The 20,429-nt window shown below is 44.2% G+C and carries 20 protein-coding genes; 8 read left to right on the top strand and 12 right to left on the bottom strand.

Annotated elements, in window-relative coordinates; genetic code table 11:
• Positions 1-111 precede the first annotated feature (111 nt).
• Positions 112-1,509 (top strand): nicotinate phosphoribosyltransferase, encoded by a 1,398-nt coding sequence (locus CZ794_RS04000; RefSeq protein WP_087040345.1) that lies wholly within the window; start codon positions 112-114, stop codon positions 1,507-1,509.
• Complete coding sequence (locus tag CZ794_RS03995) at positions 1,503-2,336, top strand: SGNH/GDSL hydrolase family protein (protein ID WP_087040344.1); 834 nt, start codon at positions 1,503-1,505, stop codon at positions 2,334-2,336. The genes CZ794_RS04000 and CZ794_RS03995 overlap by 7 nt, the downstream gene beginning before the upstream one ends.
• Positions 2,337-2,454: 118 nt before the next feature.
• On the opposite strand, the gene CZ794_RS03990 is transcribed toward CZ794_RS03995, so the two are convergent.
• Complete coding sequence (locus CZ794_RS03990) at positions 2,455-2,724, bottom strand: type B 50S ribosomal protein L31 (protein ID WP_062845530.1); 270 nt, start codon at positions 2,722-2,724, stop codon at positions 2,455-2,457.
• A gap of 510 nt (positions 2,725-3,234) precedes the next feature.
• On the opposite strand from CZ794_RS03990, the gene CZ794_RS03985 reads away from it, so the two are divergent.
• Positions 3,235-3,840 (top strand): YceI family protein, encoded by a 606-nt coding sequence (locus CZ794_RS03985; RefSeq protein WP_087040342.1) that lies wholly within the window; start codon positions 3,235-3,237, stop codon positions 3,838-3,840.
• A 90-nt stretch (positions 3,841-3,930) separates the two neighbouring features.
• On the opposite strand, the gene CZ794_RS03980 is transcribed toward CZ794_RS03985, so the two are convergent.
• Positions 3,931-4,365: a hypothetical protein gene (locus CZ794_RS03980; RefSeq protein WP_087040341.1), complete on the bottom strand. Its 435-nt coding sequence runs from the start codon at positions 4,363-4,365 to the stop codon at positions 3,931-3,933.
• Between the two features lie 584 nt (positions 4,366-4,949).
• On the opposite strand from CZ794_RS03980, the gene CZ794_RS03975 reads away from it, so the two are divergent.
• The gene (locus CZ794_RS03975; protein WP_087040340.1) at positions 4,950-6,551 is read left to right on the top strand and encodes an FAD-dependent oxidoreductase; all 1,602 of its coding nucleotides are present in this window, start codon (positions 4,950-4,952) and stop codon (positions 6,549-6,551) included.
• A gap of 127 nt (positions 6,552-6,678) precedes the next feature.
• Here CZ794_RS03975 and CZ794_RS03970 read toward each other — a convergent pair whose 3' ends face one another.
• Entirely contained in the window at positions 6,679-7,362 is a 684-nt protein-coding gene (locus CZ794_RS03970) for a TIGR00730 family Rossman fold protein (protein ID WP_087040339.1), read from the bottom strand.
• 329 nt (positions 7,363-7,691) lie between these two features.
• Here CZ794_RS03970 and CZ794_RS03965 point away from each other — a divergent pair, with 329 nt between their 5' ends.
• Both CZ794_RS03965 and CZ794_RS03960 read left to right on the top strand, forming a co-directional pair.
• Entirely contained in the window at positions 7,692-8,639 is a 948-nt protein-coding gene (locus CZ794_RS03965) for an alpha/beta fold hydrolase (RefSeq protein WP_256958857.1), read from the top strand.
• 8 nt (positions 8,640-8,647) lie between these two features.
• The gene (locus CZ794_RS03960) at positions 8,648-8,929 is read left to right on the top strand and encodes a hypothetical protein (protein ID WP_087040338.1); all 282 of its coding nucleotides are present in this window, start codon (positions 8,648-8,650) and stop codon (positions 8,927-8,929) included.
• On the opposite strand, the gene CZ794_RS03955 is transcribed toward CZ794_RS03960, so the two are convergent.
• Positions 8,913-9,614 (bottom strand): putative quorum-sensing-regulated virulence factor, encoded by a 702-nt coding sequence (locus CZ794_RS03955; protein ID WP_087040337.1) that lies wholly within the window; start codon positions 9,612-9,614, stop codon positions 8,913-8,915. The genes CZ794_RS03960 and CZ794_RS03955 overlap by 17 nt on opposite strands.
• Positions 9,615-9,767: 153 nt before the next feature.
• Between CZ794_RS03955 and CZ794_RS03950 the strand changes: the two genes are divergently transcribed.
• The gene (locus CZ794_RS03950; RefSeq protein WP_087040336.1) at positions 9,768-10,358 is read left to right on the top strand and encodes a M23 family metallopeptidase; all 591 of its coding nucleotides are present in this window, start codon (positions 9,768-9,770) and stop codon (positions 10,356-10,358) included.
• A gap of 55 nt (positions 10,359-10,413) precedes the next feature.
• On the opposite strand, the gene phoR is transcribed toward CZ794_RS03950, so the two are convergent.
• The 3 genes from phoR to dtd form a co-directional block, all read right to left on the bottom strand.
• Entirely contained in the window at positions 10,414-11,487 is a 1,074-nt protein-coding gene (gene phoR / locus CZ794_RS03945; protein WP_087040335.1) for a phosphate regulon sensor histidine kinase PhoR, read from the bottom strand.
• Positions 11,488-11,570: 83 nt separating this feature from the next.
• Positions 11,571-12,275 (bottom strand): phosphate regulon transcriptional regulator PhoB, encoded by a 705-nt coding sequence (phoB, locus tag CZ794_RS03940; protein ID WP_087040334.1) that lies wholly within the window; start codon positions 12,273-12,275, stop codon positions 11,571-11,573.
• Between the two features lie 125 nt (positions 12,276-12,400).
• Entirely contained in the window at positions 12,401-12,856 is a 456-nt protein-coding gene (gene dtd, locus CZ794_RS03935) for a D-aminoacyl-tRNA deacylase (RefSeq protein WP_087040333.1), read from the bottom strand.
• A 111-nt stretch (positions 12,857-12,967) separates the two neighbouring features.
• Between dtd and asd the strand changes: the two genes are divergently transcribed.
• Positions 12,968-13,801 (top strand): archaetidylserine decarboxylase, encoded by an 834-nt coding sequence (asd, locus tag CZ794_RS03930; RefSeq protein WP_087040332.1) that lies wholly within the window; start codon positions 12,968-12,970, stop codon positions 13,799-13,801.
• Between the two features lie 99 nt (positions 13,802-13,900).
• Here the strand turns inward: asd and CZ794_RS03925 are convergent, their stop codons facing one another.
• The 5 genes from CZ794_RS03925 to fadB all read right to left on the bottom strand — a co-directional run bounded on the left by CZ794_RS03925 (position 13,901) and on the right by fadB (position 19,776).
• A complete protein-coding gene (locus CZ794_RS03925; protein WP_218778303.1) occupies positions 13,901-14,506 on the bottom strand; it encodes a DUF1287 domain-containing protein in 606 nt (201 codons plus the stop codon).
• Between the two features lie 95 nt (positions 14,507-14,601).
• Positions 14,602-15,228, bottom strand: a complete 627-nt coding sequence (locus tag CZ794_RS03920) for an HD family hydrolase (RefSeq protein ID WP_087040330.1) — start codon at positions 15,226-15,228, stop codon at positions 14,602-14,604.
• Between the two features lie 134 nt (positions 15,229-15,362).
• Positions 15,363-15,938 (bottom strand): isochorismatase family protein, encoded by a 576-nt coding sequence (locus CZ794_RS03915; protein WP_087040329.1) that lies wholly within the window; start codon positions 15,936-15,938, stop codon positions 15,363-15,365.
• 275 nt (positions 15,939-16,213) lie between these two features.
• Complete coding sequence (gene fadA / locus CZ794_RS03910; protein WP_087040328.1) at positions 16,214-17,386, bottom strand: acetyl-CoA C-acyltransferase FadA; 1,173 nt, start codon at positions 17,384-17,386, stop codon at positions 16,214-16,216.
• Positions 17,387-17,616: 230 nt separating this feature from the next.
• Complete coding sequence (gene fadB / locus CZ794_RS03905) at positions 17,617-19,776, bottom strand: fatty acid oxidation complex subunit alpha FadB (RefSeq protein WP_087040327.1); 2,160 nt, start codon at positions 19,774-19,776, stop codon at positions 17,617-17,619.
• Positions 19,777-20,429 lie beyond the last annotated feature (653 nt).

The raw sequence follows: 20,429 nt of genomic DNA, 5'->3' as shown, positions 1-20,429 counted from the left end.
ATATAATTTATTTTAATTTTCACGCCAATGCCGATAGACGGCAACGGTTAAACGCCGCAACTGCTCTTTTATTAAAGCAGTTGCAGCATCTCAAAGCAGAGGAGTTCTGTGATGTACACCAGCAATTTAAACAATTTGATTCTCAATAGCGACAGTTATAAAACTTCACATTGGGTGCAATACCCAAGTGGCAGTGAGTATCTGTCAAGCTACATTGAAGCGCGTAAAGGCGACTATGATGTGGTGTTCTTTGGCCTACAAGCGTTTCTCAAAGAATATTTGAGTACCCCTATCACCCATCAAGACATTGATGAAGCCGAAATGGTCATTCAAGCACATGGATTGACTTTTAATCGTGCTGGTTGGGAGCGTTTGGTCGAAAAACATGGCGGCTACTTACCATTGCGCATCGAAGCCATACCAGAAGGCAGCATCGTCCCCGTCTCTAATGTCGTCTGCCAAGTCATCAATACTGATCCTGAGTTTTATTGGTTGCCCAGCTACATTGAAACAGCTCTATTGCGCGCGATTTGGTATCCATCAACGGTCGCTAGTGTCTCTCGCTATTGCAAAGAGATTATCCGTCAAGCGCTAGAAAAGTCAGCAGACAATACAGAGTCGCTGCCTTTTCGCTTGCATGACTTTGGGGCGCGCGGCGCGTCAAGTCAAGAATCCGTTGCACTTGGCAGTTTGGCACATTTAGTCAACTTTTCTGGTACAGATTCAATGACGGCGCTCGTTGCAGCCAGCCGCTGGTATCAGATGGGTAAAGACATGCCTGCGTTTTCTATTCCTGCGGCTGAGCACAGCACCATGACCGCATGGGGGCGTAATGGTGAGACTGCGGCCTTCGCCAATATGATTGAACAGTTTGGCGGTAAAGATAAGGCGTTTTCTGTCGTGTCTGATAGTTATGACTTGTGGAATGCCATTGATAATATTTGGGGTGGCAGTCTAAAAGAGGACGTAAAAAACATGGGTGGCACCTTGGTTATCAGACCAGACAGTGGTGAGCCAACTAAAGTGGTGCGTGAAGCGTTGGAGCGTTTGGCAGTTAAGTTTGGTACAACAACCAACAGTAAAGGCTACAAGGTACTACCTGATTATGTGCGAATCATCCAAGGCGATGGTATCAGCCCGCAAAGCCTGAGCAAGATTATTGACGTGATACTGAAAGCCGGCTTTAGCGCTGAAAACGTAACGTTCGGCATGGGCGGTGGTCTACTGCAACAAGTCAATCGCGATACGATGAGCTGGGCGATGAAATCTAGCGCTATCTGCATCAATGGTACATGGAAAGACATTTATAAAGATCCAATCACGAGCCGCTCTAAACGCTCGAAAAAAGGACGTTTGGCTTTAATTAAACGTGATAATAACGTTCTGCAAACTATCAAAGCAGATGACTTGACCAATGAGACTGACAACCTATTACGTAATGTCTATGTTGATGGTCAATTATTAATAGATGATAGCCTTACCACTATTCGGGAGCGTGCTGGATGGTAAATACTCACAAGATTGCATCGGTCGCAAAAGACGTGCTGCTTGCTCCAGTTTATTTTCATCAAGGTCGCAGAATCAAACGCGATACCGTTCGTCTTCCTGAGCCAGATGGCGAGCGATGCGGACTCGTCTCGTTACATCCTTCTGCTAGTGACCGAGCATCTGAGGTCAAATCCACCCTTAAACTAATGATCGTCGGGGATTCGGCAGCCGCTGGTGTTGGCAGTCAAACGCAGCAAGAAGCGTTGGTCGGTAAGCTGATTCCTATACTGACGCAGCAGCTTTCTACTTACTCAAGCTTTAGTATGCTTGATTGGTCATTGCAAGCCACGACTGGTCATACCAGCTTTGATATCTTACGCAGACTTTATGTCCTACCCGCGCCCAATAGACCCGTTGATGTCATGCTGCTCAGCGTAGGCGTCAATGATACGACTTCTAATGTTGCGATTGATAAATGGCAGCAGCAAATTGAAGACATCATTGCCATTGCCCAACGCAAATTTGGCGTTAGAGAATTGATTTTTCTGAGTCTACCACCGATGGCAGACATGCCTGCAATTCCAGCGCCTTTAAATAGCTTTGTGGGCGCTAAAGCCTTAATGCTTGATCAAATATTGCAGCAAGTGTGCGCGGCTCATGATGGTGTCAACTATATGGCAACCGATTTTGCGCGAATGATAAGAGAGCACTCTAATGGCTCACCAATCGATATCGCCGTAATGTTTGCCAGTGATGGTTTTCACCCAAGCAGCCTGATGTATGGTTATTGGGCACAGCAAGTATCAGAGCGAATATTAGCGCTATTGGACATCTCTGAAGCTGAATAATCCTTAGGTATCAGTCATGATATTTACTTAGATATTAATCCTTACTCAAAACCAAAAAAAACCGCTGAATCATCAGCGGTTTTTTGTGGCAAGCATTGCTGTGGCAAATCTGTCTGAATTATTCAGCAGCTTTTTTGCTACGGCCACCAAACGCACCAAAGCGTTTGTTGAAGCTTGCAACACGACCTTCAGTAGAAGTTTTACGTTGCTCACCAGTATAGAATGGATGCGACGCACTTGAGATATCAAGTGGGTAGTATGGGTATTCTGTACCTTCGTATTCACGAGTGGCTTTGGTCTTAACGGTTGAACGAGTCAAAAAGAACACGTCAGCGTTAGTGTCATGGAACAAAACTTCTTGGTAATTAGGATGGATATCTTTACGCATAATAAACTCTCTATGTCCGATGTATGTATCGCCTATTTAACCCTCTTTTTGAGGTATAAACTGAGCAATGGCATACGTAACTGAGGCACTAAGGACATTAATGAGAATGGCAACTGCGTCACTGGCTTATTCCAGCACACAATACCATGCTACTGCTCACTTAGCCTTTCCCCAGCGGGAAAATCAAACCGCGATTTTAACGGTTTTTGGGGTTTGATGCAAGTCGCCGTTATGAGGATTATATGTGTTGAGTTGTCAACACAGGGTTAAGGGCATTGAGAGAAACCACCCTTGTGAGTATAATGTCGATGTAGCTGAAATAACCAATAAAATCTGTTATTGTAGTCTGAGTTAACAATAGAGTTGCCATATTATGAATGTTGATGATTGTAAGGCTACATTATCAGCGCGAGTTTTTACAATAGTGCAATTCTATTAGGACATACGATTTAGCCTCACCCATCATCAATGAACACTGTTAATCAATCAAAACCACATAAGGATAACTCAATGGTCACGACTATCATGAAGAACTCTGCAAAAACACTATTAATCAGCTCAGTACTGGCAGCTACTAGCCTTGCAAGTGCAGCAATGCCGAACCAATGGCAGTTAGACAACTCACACACTCGTGTTGGATTCTCTGTTGATCATATGGGGTTTTCAACCACCATGGGACACTTTAGTGATGTCAAAGGCATGGTGAATTACGATATCAAAGCGCCAAACAAAACCAGTATGAACTTTACCATTGCGACCGATAGCATTGATACCAACTGGGATGCGCGCGATAAGCATCTAAAAACAGATGAGTTTTTTAACGTTGCTAAATACCCAACCATGACGTTTAAATCTACCAAAGTCACTTTTATCAACCCCCAACAAGCAAAAGTCATGGGTGACTTCACCATGCTTGGTCAAACCAAACCATTGACGCTAGATGTGACATTGAACAAAATTGCCAATAGCCCACTTACCAAGGAGCCAGTCGTAGGTTTCCGTGCCACGGGTAATATCGATCGTGCTGCTTATGGTATGACTGCTTATGCAACTGGCATCACTACCAATGTGCCTATCCAAATCGATGGCGAATTGGTAGAGAAAAAAGCGAAATAAGATCAATTGGTCTATTGATAGCATTCGCTAACAATAAAAAAAGCAGCCTTTAAAATAGGGCTGCTTTTTTTAGGTCAGTGTTATGGCGTTTTATTTCGTTGGAATAACATGCCAAACATCAAACTTGTCATCACCATCTTTGTCACCGACTTTTGTATCATTGGCGTAGAAGTATAAAGGTTTACCGTTCATTGCCCATTGATACTTGCCATCTTCACGCTTGAACGCAGCGAATTGACCCGATGCTTTAGCGTTACTTGGCGCCATAAAGATAGGCCATAAAACTTGGCAAGTTGTGCCGCAATCTGATTTGTTCATGCTGTCTTTATCATAAGTATAAAGCGTCATTTGATTGGTCGCATCGACCAAGACGCCATTTTTGCTCGCAACAGGTGCCGTATTATTGTTAGTCGCTTGCACCTCATGTGTGCCTGACATGTCATTTCCAACCGCACTCTTTAGAGTCGTACACCCTGTTAATGCTAATATGCCTGTTAACGCAGATAATACCATAATATTTTTCATGACCACTTCCTTGTAATTTTAATAATAAATTTTATCGAGCCTTTTTAGTTTGATGTGACCATCAATAAATAATGAGGCTAGAATGTCGTTAAGCGCCATAAATATAGCATATTGCGTTTCAACGCGATGATTCTCATAATACAAACTTACAAAAATGAATATATTTTACAAAACGATTAAATACCAGATTTTTCGGCTAGAGGCTTTTCAGATAGATAACAGTGACGCTGTGATTTTTCGTATGCATTATTTTATTGCTACTTAGTCTTATTGCGACTTAGTCTTTTTGTCACTTGATATAATCTGTCCTAGATTACAGCACTCCACTGACAAAACTCATGTATCTACTTACGTATTTGCCATCTTTTTGGCGGCATTTTTTTGTAGAATATCCTTATAGAAATGTAGCGCAACTTCATTATAAAAACATACTCATTACTTATAATATACGTGTTGAACTCAACGCGCTTTGCACACATATCAGCCGTAACTTCCTAATCAGAAATCGAACAACTTAACCATCAGATTAATGACGACACCAAGCATGCTCTGTTGTAGATGCTATTAAGGACATAATAACGATAATGACTCACACTTTGACCAAAAACTCTGTCTCAACGCCAAAACGCGTTGGCATTCTCGGTGGTGGCACGGCAGGTGCTACCATTGCCATTCGTTTGGCTGCCCTAGGCCTTGAAACTTACTTATTTGAAAAAAACAAATCGCTGATTGATGGTCCGCCCATGTGTCATTTGCATGCAGGTGGTAACTTATATCGCGAAATCCCAGATGAAGACTGCGTGGCATTGCTCAAACAATGTATCGATATTTTGCGCCTTTATCCTTATACCATCGATGTCCGTCCAACGGTGTTTGCTGTCCCCACTCGTGATGAAGGGTCTCCTGAAGATTTGCTACCGCGTCTCGATATCTTGACCAATGCGTATCGCGAACTGATTGCTCAAGATAGCAATAATAAAGTCTTAGGCGAACCTGAAAACTATTATCAACTCTATAGCCACGACCAGCTAATTGCACTGTCTGAACGCGAACAAGTTGCCATACCCAGTACGGTCGATGAGTGGATGATACCGGTTGCAAAATATTTGGACTTAGATAAAGTGAAGTTTCCACTCATTGTCGTACAAGAATATGGCTGGAATATTTTTCGTCTCGCAGCTTCCGCCCAATTGGCACTAGACGATTATGAGCATGCCCATGTCTTTACGAATACTCAAGTCAAGCAAGTCTTGCCTGTTGATTGTGAGAATTGCACCAATGCTGATCACCATGTCACCAAATGGCGTATCGACTACCAACACGCACATGATCAACAAGCAGCGGACTCAGAAGCATCAGATTCTATCGAAGTGGATTATTTGATCAATGCTTGCGGCTTTCGCACAGGCGTCATCGATGATATGGTCGGCGTGAAGGTAACACGCATGGTCGAGTTCAAATCTTCTTATATTACCCGTTGGAAAGAAACGGGCGGTCAGATACCAGAAATTATCATCTACGGCAATCGTGGTACGCCAGAGGGTATGGCTCAATTAACCCCTTATCCAGATGGTTATTTTCAAATCCATGGTATGAGTAAATTTATCACGCTATTCGATGATGGCTTGGTCGCATCTAGTGAAGACAGTGCCCAGCCTAAGCTGCCTCAGCAATACGTGCATTACATTGACGATGGCTGGGACAAGACCCCGCTTCAAGCGCGTAGCCAGCAAGCCATTGACTATGTGGCTGAGTTTGTACCGACATTCAATAGCGCACGCACCGTTGGCAATGCACTTTATGGCGGTCAACAAATCCCTGGTGAAGACGATACTTTGCGAGTGGCTGATGTGAGCCTATACTCAAACATACGCTATGCACGTGCCGAAAATGTCAAAGCGTCCTCAACCTTGATTGCAGCAGATCAAATCGTTGATGAATTGACGAACCTTGGTTTAATCGATAACGATACGCAGGTGAACCGAGATCGTTATGCGCATGAATGGTCTTACTTGGTACATAATGACAGCCTAGCGATTGATAAGGTTGCCCGCACCTTGGCTTGCGAGCGTGGGTTTCCACAAGCGATGGCTCATGTGAATCATGGTATCCGCGAAGCCACTTTGAATAGTTTGTCATCGGATGACGCCTCTTCTCTTGATGAGACGCCTACCAGCACTCCTTAGTGTTTGTTTGAAACATAAAAAAGGAGTCATTAACCAATGGTTAGTGACTCCTTTTTTTACTTCATATTTTTTTATGCCGCAATCAGACAATGCTTTTTATCCTTGTCTGTAGCATTGGTCAAAAATATCAGCTTTCGCTACCCGCCATTTTTTCTGTATCTACGTCATCATTTATTTTTACCACGGTTTTGAGTAAATCAATGGCGTCATCAATGGTGTTACAAACCACCAAACGATCTAGGTCTTCTTGCTTCATAAAGCCTTGCTCAGTAGTATGTTTTAGATGTTCAATCATGCGATCATAAAAACCGTTGATGTTTAGAATAATCATCGGCTTTTCGTGTTGGTACAACTGACGCCATGTGGCGATCTCCATGATTTCTTCTAGCGTACCCAGACCACCTGGCAACGTAATAAAGGCATCGGCGTACTCTGCCATGATGGTCTTACGGGTGTGCATGGTATCCGTCAAATGTAGACGGGTCAGTTGTTCGTGTGCGATTTCGTGCTTGAGCATAAACGTTGGAATGACCCCAACCGCTTGTGCACCGTTTTGGATGACTTCATCCGCAACAGCACCCATTAGCCCAATACTAGCGCCACCGTAAACCAAACCTAAGCCATTTTCTGCCAACGCCGTACCAAGCTCGCGTGCGGCCTGCTCATAGACTTCGCTATTACCCAAACGTGAGCCGCAATAGACCGCTACCAATGGCATGGACAATGCCGATTTATCTACCGCTTGCTCAATATTATTGATGTCTTGGCTAGTGATTACTTCGTAAGTGTCATTGTTAATGTTCATTTGCATACTGCTTCCTTAGTGTTTATCTCGATTGTCTTTTATTCAGTGTATGTGCTTATTATTACGTATTTATTAGAGTCTAAGCATATTTTTATTGTCTAAAATAAGCGTTCATTTAAAGTTTTATGGATTATTTTTTGAAGATAAACCCAATAGAACTTGGAAGTCATATTTGGCTGCTTTGCTGACCAGCATTTATCTTAACATAAGCGATATGATCACACAGTAGCAACGCTTTATCCTGACGTAACTATAGCATTTGAGTGTTGATACATTATGTCAGATAAACACAGCTAATTTAGCTCTAAAAACAATAAAAACCAGTGAGGTACAGCATGGACAGCCAGCGAACAACATCTTATAGCGAACAAAAAAACCATATGAATAACAGCCTTCTCAATACGAGTTCTGATATCGACACCTATGCCTTAACCATCATGACTGAGCGCAATCAACCCTTAGCAGCGACAGTGTATCGTCCCAATACAGAGGTAAAAAGAGCCGTTATGATCGGCCCTGCAACGGGTATCAAGCGGCAGTTTTATCACAATTTTGCAACGTATCTAGCAAGTCATGGCTTTGGCGTGTTGACCTTCGATAATGAAGGGATTGGCGAGTCACTGTCAATCAATTTGGCAAAATGTGATGCCTCACTCATCAGCTGGGGTCGCCATGACATGCCAGCTGTGCTCGATGCATTGCAAGATGAATTTGCTGACGCGACTTATCATTTGGTTGGTCATAGCGCAGGTGGTCAATTGATTGGCTTGATGTCCAACCATAAATGCATCACGTCCGTCTTTAACGTGGCTTGTTCTTCAGGTCGTATCAAAAATATGGCCATGCCTTACAAGCTCAAAGCCATGGGTTTTATGGATGCCTTTATTCCACTGACCAATCTAACTTTAGGCTACACGCCTTCGGACAAAATCGGTATGGGTGAGCCGTTACCGCGCGACGTGGCGAGACAATGGCGTGAATGGTGCAATGGCGCAGGCTATATTAAGACCGCATTTGGCAACAGCATACACACGCATTTTTATGATGAGCTTGGCATGCCAGCATTGTGGCTTGGCTTTAGTGATGATGATATCGCCAATAGTAAAAACATAGATGACATGACACGAGTGTTTACGGCAATGCCTGTCGAAAAACGCTTTTTAAACCCCAAAGATTTTGGTGTCGATAGCATCGGGCACATGCGTTACTTTAGTAGTAAAACTTATGCCAAAGCGCCAGAGTTATGGCAAATGGCGGTGGATTGGTTAATCAAAGATGAGTAGGGTATTTTATGCAAAAACATATATGTTTCATTGAAGTTGCAAGGTCACATTTAGATGCGTTACTACGAAATAACACTGAAAAGGATTTAGACTTAACTTACCCACTAGAAACCTTATCCAGTGGTGCTTGGAAAATCGAGCACAATATTCAAACTAAACATCACCCTATCTATGCCACCAGCTTAACGATGAATTTACTTAAAGAAAGTGAAGTAGTAGCAACTTATATAGTTTACCTCAATGAAGATGCAATATTTATCGACGAATTTTTCATTACTCAACATTTTTAATTTTTTCTGCTTCTATACGTTTTTTTAACGCCGAATACAGTGATGGCTGCATATTATGAATATTGCCGAGCATCCATTTTACATAGCTAATAGGTACGTCTTTGATTGGCGTGCCTTTATGTTTACCAAACGGCATTTTACTGACGGGATTGGCTTTATTAGCAATCGCATGAGCGGCGGCAAAATCTGTCGGTGCAATCCCTAAGCGCTCACAGCAGGCTTGATACAGCAAATGACACATACGAGCATCACCAAGCGCGTCGTGAGCGGCAATGGTCATAAGGCTTGCCTCTTCTCTACCAAGTAGCTGCTCGATACACCTAGACTGCCCATAAGCACGCCATTCTGGAAAAGCCACACGCGCCAATCTAACCGTACAAATCAGCTTGGCAGACGGACTACCTATCACTCGCCAATCAAAACGCACATTATGACCAATCAGATACTCTGGTAATTCAAATTCAGCCAAATTAAAGCGCTCAAGCCCTGCCACATCATCATCGGTGATACCGTGTACTTTGATGACAATAGGCGAGATAGTGCGACCGCTATTAAAGTATTTCATCCACTCAAAACCAGTTGCGACATTGATAGTCGCCACTTGGATGGGTCTTGGGTCACGCCCTTGATCGGTTTCGGTATCGATCACCAATGCGGTATTTACGTTGTTGAAAACCTCTGTCATAAAGTATGACCCATCCCTATATATAACCATTGCCTTTTAAAATCATCAAGTCCGTTATGGGGTTAAAACACTGATATAACAATGCGATACACACGTAAACCGATAAGCTCCCTATACTAGTATAAACGCCCTATAATAAAAAAAGAGGTATTGATGCAACCGAATGACAGCAGCCCGCCACCCCGCCCGACAGTGATAAGCCGTGTGCTCAGCGTGTTGATTAAAGCGGTTGTCCTATTAGCACTATTACTTGTATTCGATCGATTATTGCCAACCATCAGCCAACAAACTCAATCTTTTGTGATGGCAAAATGGCAGCAATTGAGCCTATTGCAACAAGACCCTCCTGCTGAAAACAGTTTACCCACCCCCCTACCAGAGCAAGGACTGACTGATACATGGGGCGCGGCACGCAGTCAAGGCCGCACCCATGAAGGGATTGATATTTTTGCGCCAAGGGGCACACCAATACAATCAACGACGCAAGGGATTGTCAGCAAAGTGGGGAATAATAATTTGGGCGGTCGCGTCGTCGTCGTTGTCGGGCCAGGTGGCGCTGGACATTACTACGCACATTTAGAAGACTATGCCGATATCTCTCCCAATGACTGGGTCAATGCTGGAGACATTATTGGCTATGTTGGTGATAGCGGCAATGCTAAAGGCACGCCACCTCATCTGCATTATGGCATTTATATCAATGGTAGTGCGGTCAATCCCTATCCACTCATGCAAAAAGAGTGAGGTCTATAGCGTTTGTTTACAACAATACGATAGGCAGCAGCGGGGATAGATAGCATCAAGAGGCCGTGTGGACGTAAGCCGCTGGGAAGACCACACTGAATGTCGACCCCGCCCCTTCTATGGACTCGATTTGCAAACTGGCTTCGTGTTGATACAAAACGTGTTTTACAATAGCCAGACCCAATCCTGTCCCTCCTGTGGCTCGGCTGCGTCCTTTATCGATACGATAAAAGCGCTCCGTGAGACGAGCAATGTGCTCTGCTGCAATGCCAATACCGTTGTCTTCTACAGCAAACCGGCAGCCTTCTGAGGTTTTTGTCCAGCTAATGGTTATATTGCCACCCTTAGGCGTGTACTTAATGGCGTTGATCACAAGGTTAGATAAAGCGCTGTTTAGGTACATCTCAGAACCATATAGCCCATCATAAGTATCTATGTGCAAATGGATGATATGCCCGTATGCTTGGTTGTATGCTTGCGCATCATCATATACATGGGTCAGTAGTTTGGTCATATCAATATAGTTGAGCTCGCGAGTTTCCTCGATTTCAATTCGAGACAACAACAATAAATCATTCACGATTCTATTCATACGTGCTGTTTGCTGAGTCATAAGCTCAAACCCACGTCGCCAATGCGGCGGCATGTCTGGCTGATCTGAGAAGTTCTCTAAGTAGCCCATCATCACCGTCAGCGGGGTACGTAATTCGTGCGAGACATTTGCCACAAAGTCGCGGCGCATCTCTTCTAGATGCTGCAAGCGTGTCACATCATAGATAATCAGAAGCTTCTGGTCACCAAAAGGCGTGAGTTCACATTTTAAGTAGCGCTTGGGATCTTGCCAAGATTCTATATGCACGCCCTCACTGAGGGTCGCTGTGGTCGCTTGATAGTACTGACGAAACTCAGGTACTCGAATAAAATCAAAAATACTTTTGCCTGCATCGTCTACTTTTAATGACAATAAATCCTGAGCAGCCTGATTCCACCACTCCACATTGTCATCTTGATTGAGCAAAATCACAGCATCTCGTAAGGCCAATAAGGCGCTTCTTATTTTTGTCAGTTGATCTGAGGCGTGTTGTTCAGAAACGAACCCTGATAGATTTTGTTGATTATTCTTTGTCATTATTTTGCTCATTCATCATCCCTACTACTTTTTGCTGCGTCATCTTGAGTGGCGCCTGCCCTGAGATTTCTAAGCATGGCGAATTATGTCGGCGTAATGATATTAGAAAATCGATAACCTGTACCGCGTACGGTCTGTATCAATGTATCACAGTCGTAAGGTCTTAATATGGTACGCAGACGCTTAATATGAACATCAATGGTTCTGTCCTCAATATAGACGTTGCCGCCCCATACTTGATCTAATAGCTGTGTGCGCGTATAGGCGCGCTCTGGATGACTCATAAAAAATGCCAATAACCGATATTCCGTAGGGCCCAATTCAACCACTTTCCCCGCCACTGTCACGCGTTGGCTTCTTGGGTCTAAACTGAGCTTGCCAACTTCGATAGACTTGTCATTACTCAGTGCATTACTACGTCGCAGCACCGCTTTGATTCTAGAGATAAGTTCGCGCGTCGAAAACGGCTTGGTCATATAATCGTCAGCACCAGCGTCCAAACCATGAACCTTACTGTCTTCTTCGCTCTTGGCTGTCAGCATAATGACGGGAATTTCAGAGAGCAGATCATCATTTTTTAGCATACGACAAAAATCCACGCCGCTCTTATCACCTGGCAACATCCAGTCTAGCAGAATTAGTGCGGGTCTATGATCCACGACTTGTTGATGCGCCTCTGACACATCTGCGGCTTGCAGACTATCAAACCCAGCCATCTCTAACGTCATGACCACCATTTCACGAATCGCAGGTTCATCTTCAACAATCAAAATTTGCTCGTTATGCATACAGCAGTCTCAGTGTTAATTACAAAGTTTGGCATGTAAAAGGCGATACATATTCGCCAGCTTTTATCTATTAAACGGATTAATTGTGACAGCTTGATGACAGTTATTGTTCTATATGACTTAGATTAGCGCACTTCTAATATAAAGTTTAGGGGACCATCGTTAATACTCTCAACTTGCATGTTGGCCCCAAATTGCCCAGTCGCAACGATAGCGTACTGACTTTTTGCATACTCAATCAATTGAGTAAATAGCGCTTGTGCTGCCTCAGGTGCCATTGCCCCACCAAAATCAGGCCTGCGACCTTTGTCGGTCATGGCCATTAAGGTGAACTGTGATACCAATAACAATCCGCCATTCACTTGCTGGACATTTTTATCCATTTTACCGGCCTTGGCAGGATCATCATTATTCTCAAAAATACGATACGTTAGGATTTTATCAATCATTCGCTGCGCGGTTTGTAGGTTATCGTCGTGTCCTAAGCCAATATAAGCCAGTATTCCATGCTCGATGACACCGATATCAGATCCTGCCACCATGACACTCGCGCTACGTACTCGCTGTATAAGTGCTTTCATATTCTAACTCCTTACAGATTATGGCCATACAATCATACGCTGTCCATGATAAAATATGGCCATTCACTTGCCTATTATTTATTACACCACACTTTTTTTGGTAGCCCTATTATGAATTTATTCACCACCTTACAACAGCTTGTCCCGCAGCAGAAGCTGAGTAAAGTTGCTGGACGTTTGGCCGCCAGTCGCCACCCTTATGTCAAACGCACTTTTATTCGTAGCTTTGCAAAAGCATATAATGTCAGTTTGGATGAGTATGAGCGCCAAAGTCTCAATGCCTACGAAAGCTTCAATGATTTTTTTACGCGTGAACTAAAAGAAGATGCTCGTCCTATCGACACCACAGCTGACGGCATTGTCAGTCCTGCTGATGGGGTAATCTCGCAGTTAGGGCAAATTAGTGATCATAAAATGCTACAAGCAAAAGGGCGTTATTATGACGTTGGACAACTGCTTGCTGATAGTGAAGATGGTCGTTATTTTGCAGATGGTAGTTTTGCCACTGTGTATTTAGCGCCTAGTAATTATCACCGTGTCCATATGCCATTTGCTGGTACATTGACCAAAACTCGCTATGTGCCTGGCACCTTGTTTTCGGTGAACAATACCACTGCGGCCAATGTCCCTGACTTGTTTGCGCGCAATGAGCGTCTGGTCTGCTTGTTTGATACTCAGTACGGTAAAGCGGCGGTGGTGATGGTCGGTGCCATGATTGTCGCTGGTATCGAGACTGTAGCGACTGGCAAGATTGCTCGTACTGATAATGTACAAGAGTCCGATCATGATATGCGCTTTGAGAAAGGCGAAGAGCTTGGTCGTTTTTACCTAGGATCGACGGCGATTGTCATACTACCAAAAGCAGCAAAAGCTGACTGGGAAAGCACCATGCAAGCCGACAGTTTTGTAAAAATGGGACAATTATTGGGTGTCACCAATTCGTAATTTATCTCTGTCATAATAAAAAATAAAAGCCCAGTGAGGCGTCGATAATGACGTTTTACTGGGCTTTTTGCTGATAACTGGGGTGTCTATCAATGACTATTAGTAGCGAAAATGCTTGAGAATCGGGTACGCGTACAAAATGTTTTCTTCTTGAGTGCCCTGTCCGATATTATGGATAATCAATGGCGTACCATCAGCGGCTTTTTTGTCGGAGACGATACCGATATGAGGTAAATTATCCTTCGGCAACCGCCACGTCACTATGTCGCCGGCTTGAAAACTCTCTTTATCAGTAATCGATAACGTTTGCCCCTGTCTCTCAAAAAACACTTCGAGATTGGGCACACGGCGATGGTCGATATTTTTGTCTGTCGATTTGAGTCCCCAGTTTTTGGGATAAGCTGACCAATTGGATTTCATATCATGATTGACCAATTGTTGAAGATCAATATTTTGCAAGCGATACGCACGAATGATAACATCAGTACATACCCCAGTTTCTATGGGTACATCGCCTCGCGGAAACTCAAGCTTACGATAAGTAGGATCGTAGCTTGTGGTCACACCAATTTGTTTTTTGGCATCGTATGCCAATTTATCGCCATCACTAATGGGCGTTGCCGCTTGGGCTATATGCGACAGACTCAGCATACTGACAAGGATAAGGGATTTGCATAATTTTCTATAAATTACAGATAGACTCATTTATTGATTTCTCTTTTATGACGCTAATGATCAATATGTTAGCAAGGATAAATTATAGATAAGTTGAATAATATAAAGAAGGTAATAGGGATTGTTTATGAATCGATCAGCCATCCTTGCTGCACTGCATACGCGATATTTTCTGTGAGCCAATCATGAATCGTTGGGAAACTACCCTCGATAAAGGCAAGTGCCGCTGCCACTTGCGAGCGTTTGACCTCAGACTCAGCCCACGTTTTTCCCTCAGTATTGAGATTAAGTAAAAACGGTAATAAACGATCAACGACTCTGAGCAGTTGGGTTTCTTTACTGCTACCCGTCTCTTGTTCTTCCCAAATCTCAGCAAGATTGGCAATACCATTGCCGCGTTCTGCTTGCAATCGCGCGATACCAGCGCGCTCTTCGATGTGGGCGGCATGACGACTGCTGGCAAATAAAAAGGTATCTCCTGCGTCAATCTCACCCAAATCATGTACCAACGCCATTTTTAATAATTTTTCATGATCAACGTCCAATTCAAACATCTCAGCGATCGACCAACAGGCCATTGCCAAATGCCAAGAATGCTCGGCTGAGTTCTCTCGGCGCGTAGTATGGGTCACATAACTGCGGCGATTGACGCGTTTGAGTGCATCCAGTTCCAATAAAAAATGGGTGATATCATTGACATCGATACCAGAAACGAGCGTTTGATTGGACAAGGGCTTTGATGAAGTAAGCATGTTTAAGGACATCTTTTTCTCTGATTAGATACAAGACAGCGCTTGTTTTATCAAGCGCTGCTTTTACGAAAGTGAAATAAAGTAGCTGAAGCAATAGACCACGTGAGCGCCTCTTACCACACTGGCTACACCAACTATTTAATCAAATTGCTGATGGTTTTGAAGGCAGGATCTTGGCTACTGCGGCACAGCTCAAACAAAATAGACTCAACCGTACTGATCACGCCACCTGCGCGGCGAATACGGCGAATCGCTTGTTTTTTATCATAAGGGTAGCGCGAGCCGACCGCATCACCAATGATAACGGGTTGCATGCCATTATCAAGTAAATCAAGCGCCGTCTGCATGACGCAAACGTGTACCTCTACACCGAATAAAATAACGACACTGCGATTCTGCTGAGCCAGATGATGCCATGCTTCATCATTGTCACAGGCACTAAAGGTCACTTTTTCAAAACTTTTGGTATTGCTGCCTTCTAGTGCTTCCTTAATCTCGGGCAAGGTATCGCCTAGACCCTTTTTATACTGCTCATTGAGCATGATGGGCACGTTCAGCGCTTGTAGACCCTTTATCAGTGTGACTGTCTTTTTTAATATGTTTTCATGATCATAAATGTGCGGCGTTAAGCGCTCTTGGACATCAATGACCATTGCTTGGGTATTTTCACGAGCAATTCGATAAGTACGATCGGTAATCATGGTAGACATGGCACACTCCTTGTACGACTGACGTTTATCATTAAAAACTATGGTGCGGTGGCCAATAGCATAATGACTCCACTAAGCTTATTTAGTCACAGTTTGGCAAACGCGTCAATGGAGATAATTTTGCTCTGTTATTTTTAAGTGGCTCTTATTGCTGCCTATGAGTTACTTAACTGTCTAAATTCTAATAAAAAAAACCTCCAGTCATGAAGACTAGAGGTGATTATTTAAATATTTACGATGATCAAATATTACAAATCGACTACCGATTCAAATGTTTAAACACGCTCAATCACAGTGGCGATACCTTGACCAAGACCGATACACATCGTTGCTAGACCAATTTCAGTATCTGACTGCTCCATCGCATTGAGTAGTGTCACTGTGATACGAGCGCCTGAACACCCAAGTGGATGACCCAAAGCAATTGCACCGCCATTGATGTTGACGATGTCCTGTTTGTCGGTTAGGTTTAAAGCTTTGAGCACTGATAAACCTTGCGCGGCAAAGGCTTCGTTTAGCTCGATGGTTTGCATGTCGTCGATGCTCATGCCAGCACGTTTTAGCGCTTTGTTGGTAGCTGGTACAGGACCATAACCCATAATAGCAGCATCACAACCAGCAATCGCCATGCTACGAATACGAGCACGTGGCTTTAGACCCAAGTCTTTGGCTTTTTGAGCGCTCATGACCAGCATTGCGGCTGCCCCATCTGATAAGGCAGATGAGGTCGCCGCCGTCACCGTACCACCTTTTGGATCAAACGCTGGGCGTAGCTTTTGCATTTGCTCCATCGTCGCATCTGGACGAATCACTTCATCGACGGTACATAGCTGCAAGCGACCTGCTGCATCATGGCCTTCGATACCGATAATTTCATTGTCAAAACGACCCTCTACCGTCGCAGCCCATGCACGGCGATGTGACTCAAGACCAAAGGCATCTTGCTCTTCGCGCGTGATGCCATTCATACGACCCAGCATCTCAGCGGTCAAGCCCATCATGTTTGACGCTTTTGCATAGTGCTTTGAGGCTTCAGGATTAAGGTCTACGCCGTGCATCATGCCAACATGACCCATGTGCTCAACGCCACCAATGATAAAGACATCACCTTGGTTGGTCATGATTTGAGCCGCAGCGGTGTGTAGCGCTTGCATAGAAGAACCACACAGACGATTAACGGTTTGACCGCCCGCAGTTTTTGGAATACCCGCTAACAAACCGATGTTGCGACCAATATTTAGGCCTTGCTCTAGCGTTTGGTTGACGCAGCCCCAAATGATATCTTCGACATCACGTGGATCAAAGTCGTTACGCTCAACCAACGCTCTTACCAATTCAGCCGACATACTGTCTGCGCGAACATGACGGAACATACCGTTTTTAGACTTACCCATCGCTGAGCGTACGCCATCTACGATGACCACATCTTTTGGACTTAAAGTTGTCATACTATCTTCCTTTTCAATTTTTATTGTCAGTGTCATCCGTTCACTTTGACGCTTTTACCGTGCCAATCTTACCCAAAGTACGACAGGTACTTCTGCGTTTGATGTACTGGTATTAACATTCAATGGAACTGACTATAACCGTACGTTTGCGATTGAAAAATAGGGTTCTATCAATGGCTGTTTTGCTCAAAGGCAAACGTACTGCACTTCATCCTAGTAATGACTGCCTACTACGCGGTGGCGTAAAAGGTCTCGCCTGCGGCTGCCATATCGCGAATCTTTTGCGGGGCTTCATAAGCTTTGCCAAGGTGCGCGTATTTTTCACACAGTGCCAAGTAGTTATCTAGACCCATCTGGTCGATATAACGGCAAGGGCCACCGCGGAATGGCGGGAAACCAACACCCATAATCATGGCCATATCGGCCTCGGCAGGCGTGCTCACGATGTTGTCTTCTAGGCAGCGAACGGTCTCATTACAGAAAGCCAGCATGGTGCGGTCGATGATGGTTTGATCGTCGAATTCTTGCTTGTCACTGTCACTCGTCGCTTGTAGCAACTCATAAGTCGCGTCATCAGCCACTTTCTTTGGCTTACCACGGCTATCTGTTTCATACTTATAAAAACCAACGCCGTTCTTTTGACCTAGGCGTTTGTTTTCGTATAGATGCTGAATCGCACCTTTATAATCAGGCTTCATGCGATCAGGGAAACCTTCTGCCATGACTTCTGCGCCGTGGACACCTGTATCCAAACCGACCACGTCGATGAGATACGCAGGGCCCATAGGCCAGCCGAATTTTTCCATGACTTTATCGACATGAGCAAAGTCAGCACCTTGCTTAAGCAATAAATCAAACGCACCAAAGTATGGGAACAACACGCGGTTTACCAAGAAACCTGGGCAGTCATTGACCACAACAGGCACTTTGCCCATTTTAGAAGCCAGTGCTACGGTCGTCGCGATGGCTTCTTCAGAAGATTTTTCACCGCGAATCACTTCGACCAGTGGCATGCGGTGTACTGGGTTGAAGAAATGCATACCGACGAAGTTTTCTGGGCGAGCAAGCGCCTCAGCAAGATAGGTAATAGAGATGGTAGACGTGTTTGACGCTAGGATACAGTCGTCTTTTACTAGTCCTTCGACTTCTTTTAATACCGAACGCTTCACGTTTGGATTTTCTACGACCGCTTCGATGACGATGTCGGTCTCAGCAAAGTCACCATAGTTCAAAGTCGGACGAATACGGCTAAGCGTTTCACCCATTTTCGCTGGCGTCATCTTGCCGCGCTCAACCATCTTGCTAAGCAGTTTGCTGGCTTCGCCCATACCAAGGTCTAATTGCTCAGATTTGATATCTTTCATGATGATTGGCAAGCCTTTGCTGGCTGCTTGATAGGCGATACCACCGCCCATGATACCTGCGCCTAGTACAGCCGCCTCATTGATGTCATGTGCAAGTTTGCTGTGCTGTTTGGCAAGTTTTTTAACCAACTGATCGTTTAAGAACAGACCAACCAAACTCTCTGCTTGCGGGGTTTTAGCGGCTTTGGCAAAGCCCGCAGCTTCGACTTCAATCGCTTTGTCACGCGGTAGATTGACGTGCTTTTCAATGGCTTCAATCGCGAGAGCTGGTGCTGGATACTGCTTAGGATTGGCTTTGGCAAAGATCATCCCTTTAGCACTATTGAATGCCATGGTCTGTTCAATCTGGTTTAGCTTCACAGGTACAAGCTTCTCTTCACGCTTCGCTTGCCAATCAAGCTCACCTGAAATACATTTTTTGACCAGATCAATCGCAGCATCTTGCAAGTCGTCAGCTGGTACGGTTGCATCAACCAAACCAAGCTTTAGCGCATCAAGTGGTTTTTTTGGTGTGCCAGTAGCAATCAGCTCAAGGGCATTATCGATACCGATGACGCGCGTACTACGAACCGTACCACCAAACCCTGGGAAAATACCCAACTGGGTTTCTGGCAAACCAATGATTGCTTTGTCACTCATGACGCGGTATTCACAAACCAGCGTCATCTCACAACCACCGCCTAGTGCCGCGCCATTAATGGCGGCTACTTTTGGAAATGGCAAATCTTCAAAGCGATTGAACGTGTCATTGATACTGATAACCCACTCTTTGATTTCGCTTTCTGGCTTTTTAAAAGAACCCACAAATTCTGTGATATCAGCACCAGCAATGAATACGCCTTTGCTTGACGTCACAATCAAACCTTTCACATTGTCTGCTTTTTCTAACGCGCTAACGGCTTCACCAAATTGCTTATTGGTCTCGGCATCAAACTTATTCACGCTCTCGTTTTCGGCGTTGTACTGCATGTTGGCGATGCCATCCTCTAGCATTGTCACCGTAATGCGATTTCCTTGGTATACCATTTGGAACTCCTTGCTATTCATAAAGGCTATTTAATAAAAGCTGTGCGATAAACCTGCCATCTTAAAAGCGGCGTTTTAGCATCAATCACACAACTCGTTATTGTTAGAAAAATGGGTAATAGCACCGTTAACCTGCCCTTTATCACGACAAACAGTTATGAGAATAAACCCTTCATCATAACCATTCGCTGACAGATCAATCAGTCAAAATATCTTTATTATCCAGCGCGCGTGTTTCGGTTGTTACGGCGCTTTATTTATATACTCTTGCTTTTAGTACAGCGGCGTTAAGTACTGTGGTCTTCAATCTGACGATAACTTTCACGTCAATTAGTGTAGGGGATTATGCCCCTGACTGTCACAAGCTAATACCATACTCACAAGTCACTCTTAAATTGATAACCGCTCTTTACCTTATGCTCCGTGTCTTTTAAATGCCTGCTTCCATCATAAAAAACGTATAAAGGTACTTAATCAATCTCCTCGCTGCCCTCATCATCAAAGCACATTCAACCACTAAGTTAAATCACCAATACGTAACGAGACCTTATGGAATTACCTTCCCTCGCTTTTCCTTTTACACGACAAAAAATGGTGTAGAGCGTCTATGTGCCATACAAGGAATATCGCCTATCATGCTACACTAGGGTTAT

The organism is Psychrobacter sp. JB385, from assembly GCF_900163785.1.
Taxonomy (GTDB): Bacteria; Pseudomonadota; Gammaproteobacteria; order Pseudomonadales; family Moraxellaceae; genus Psychrobacter.
This window is presented reverse-complemented; position numbering and strand designations above follow the sequence as displayed.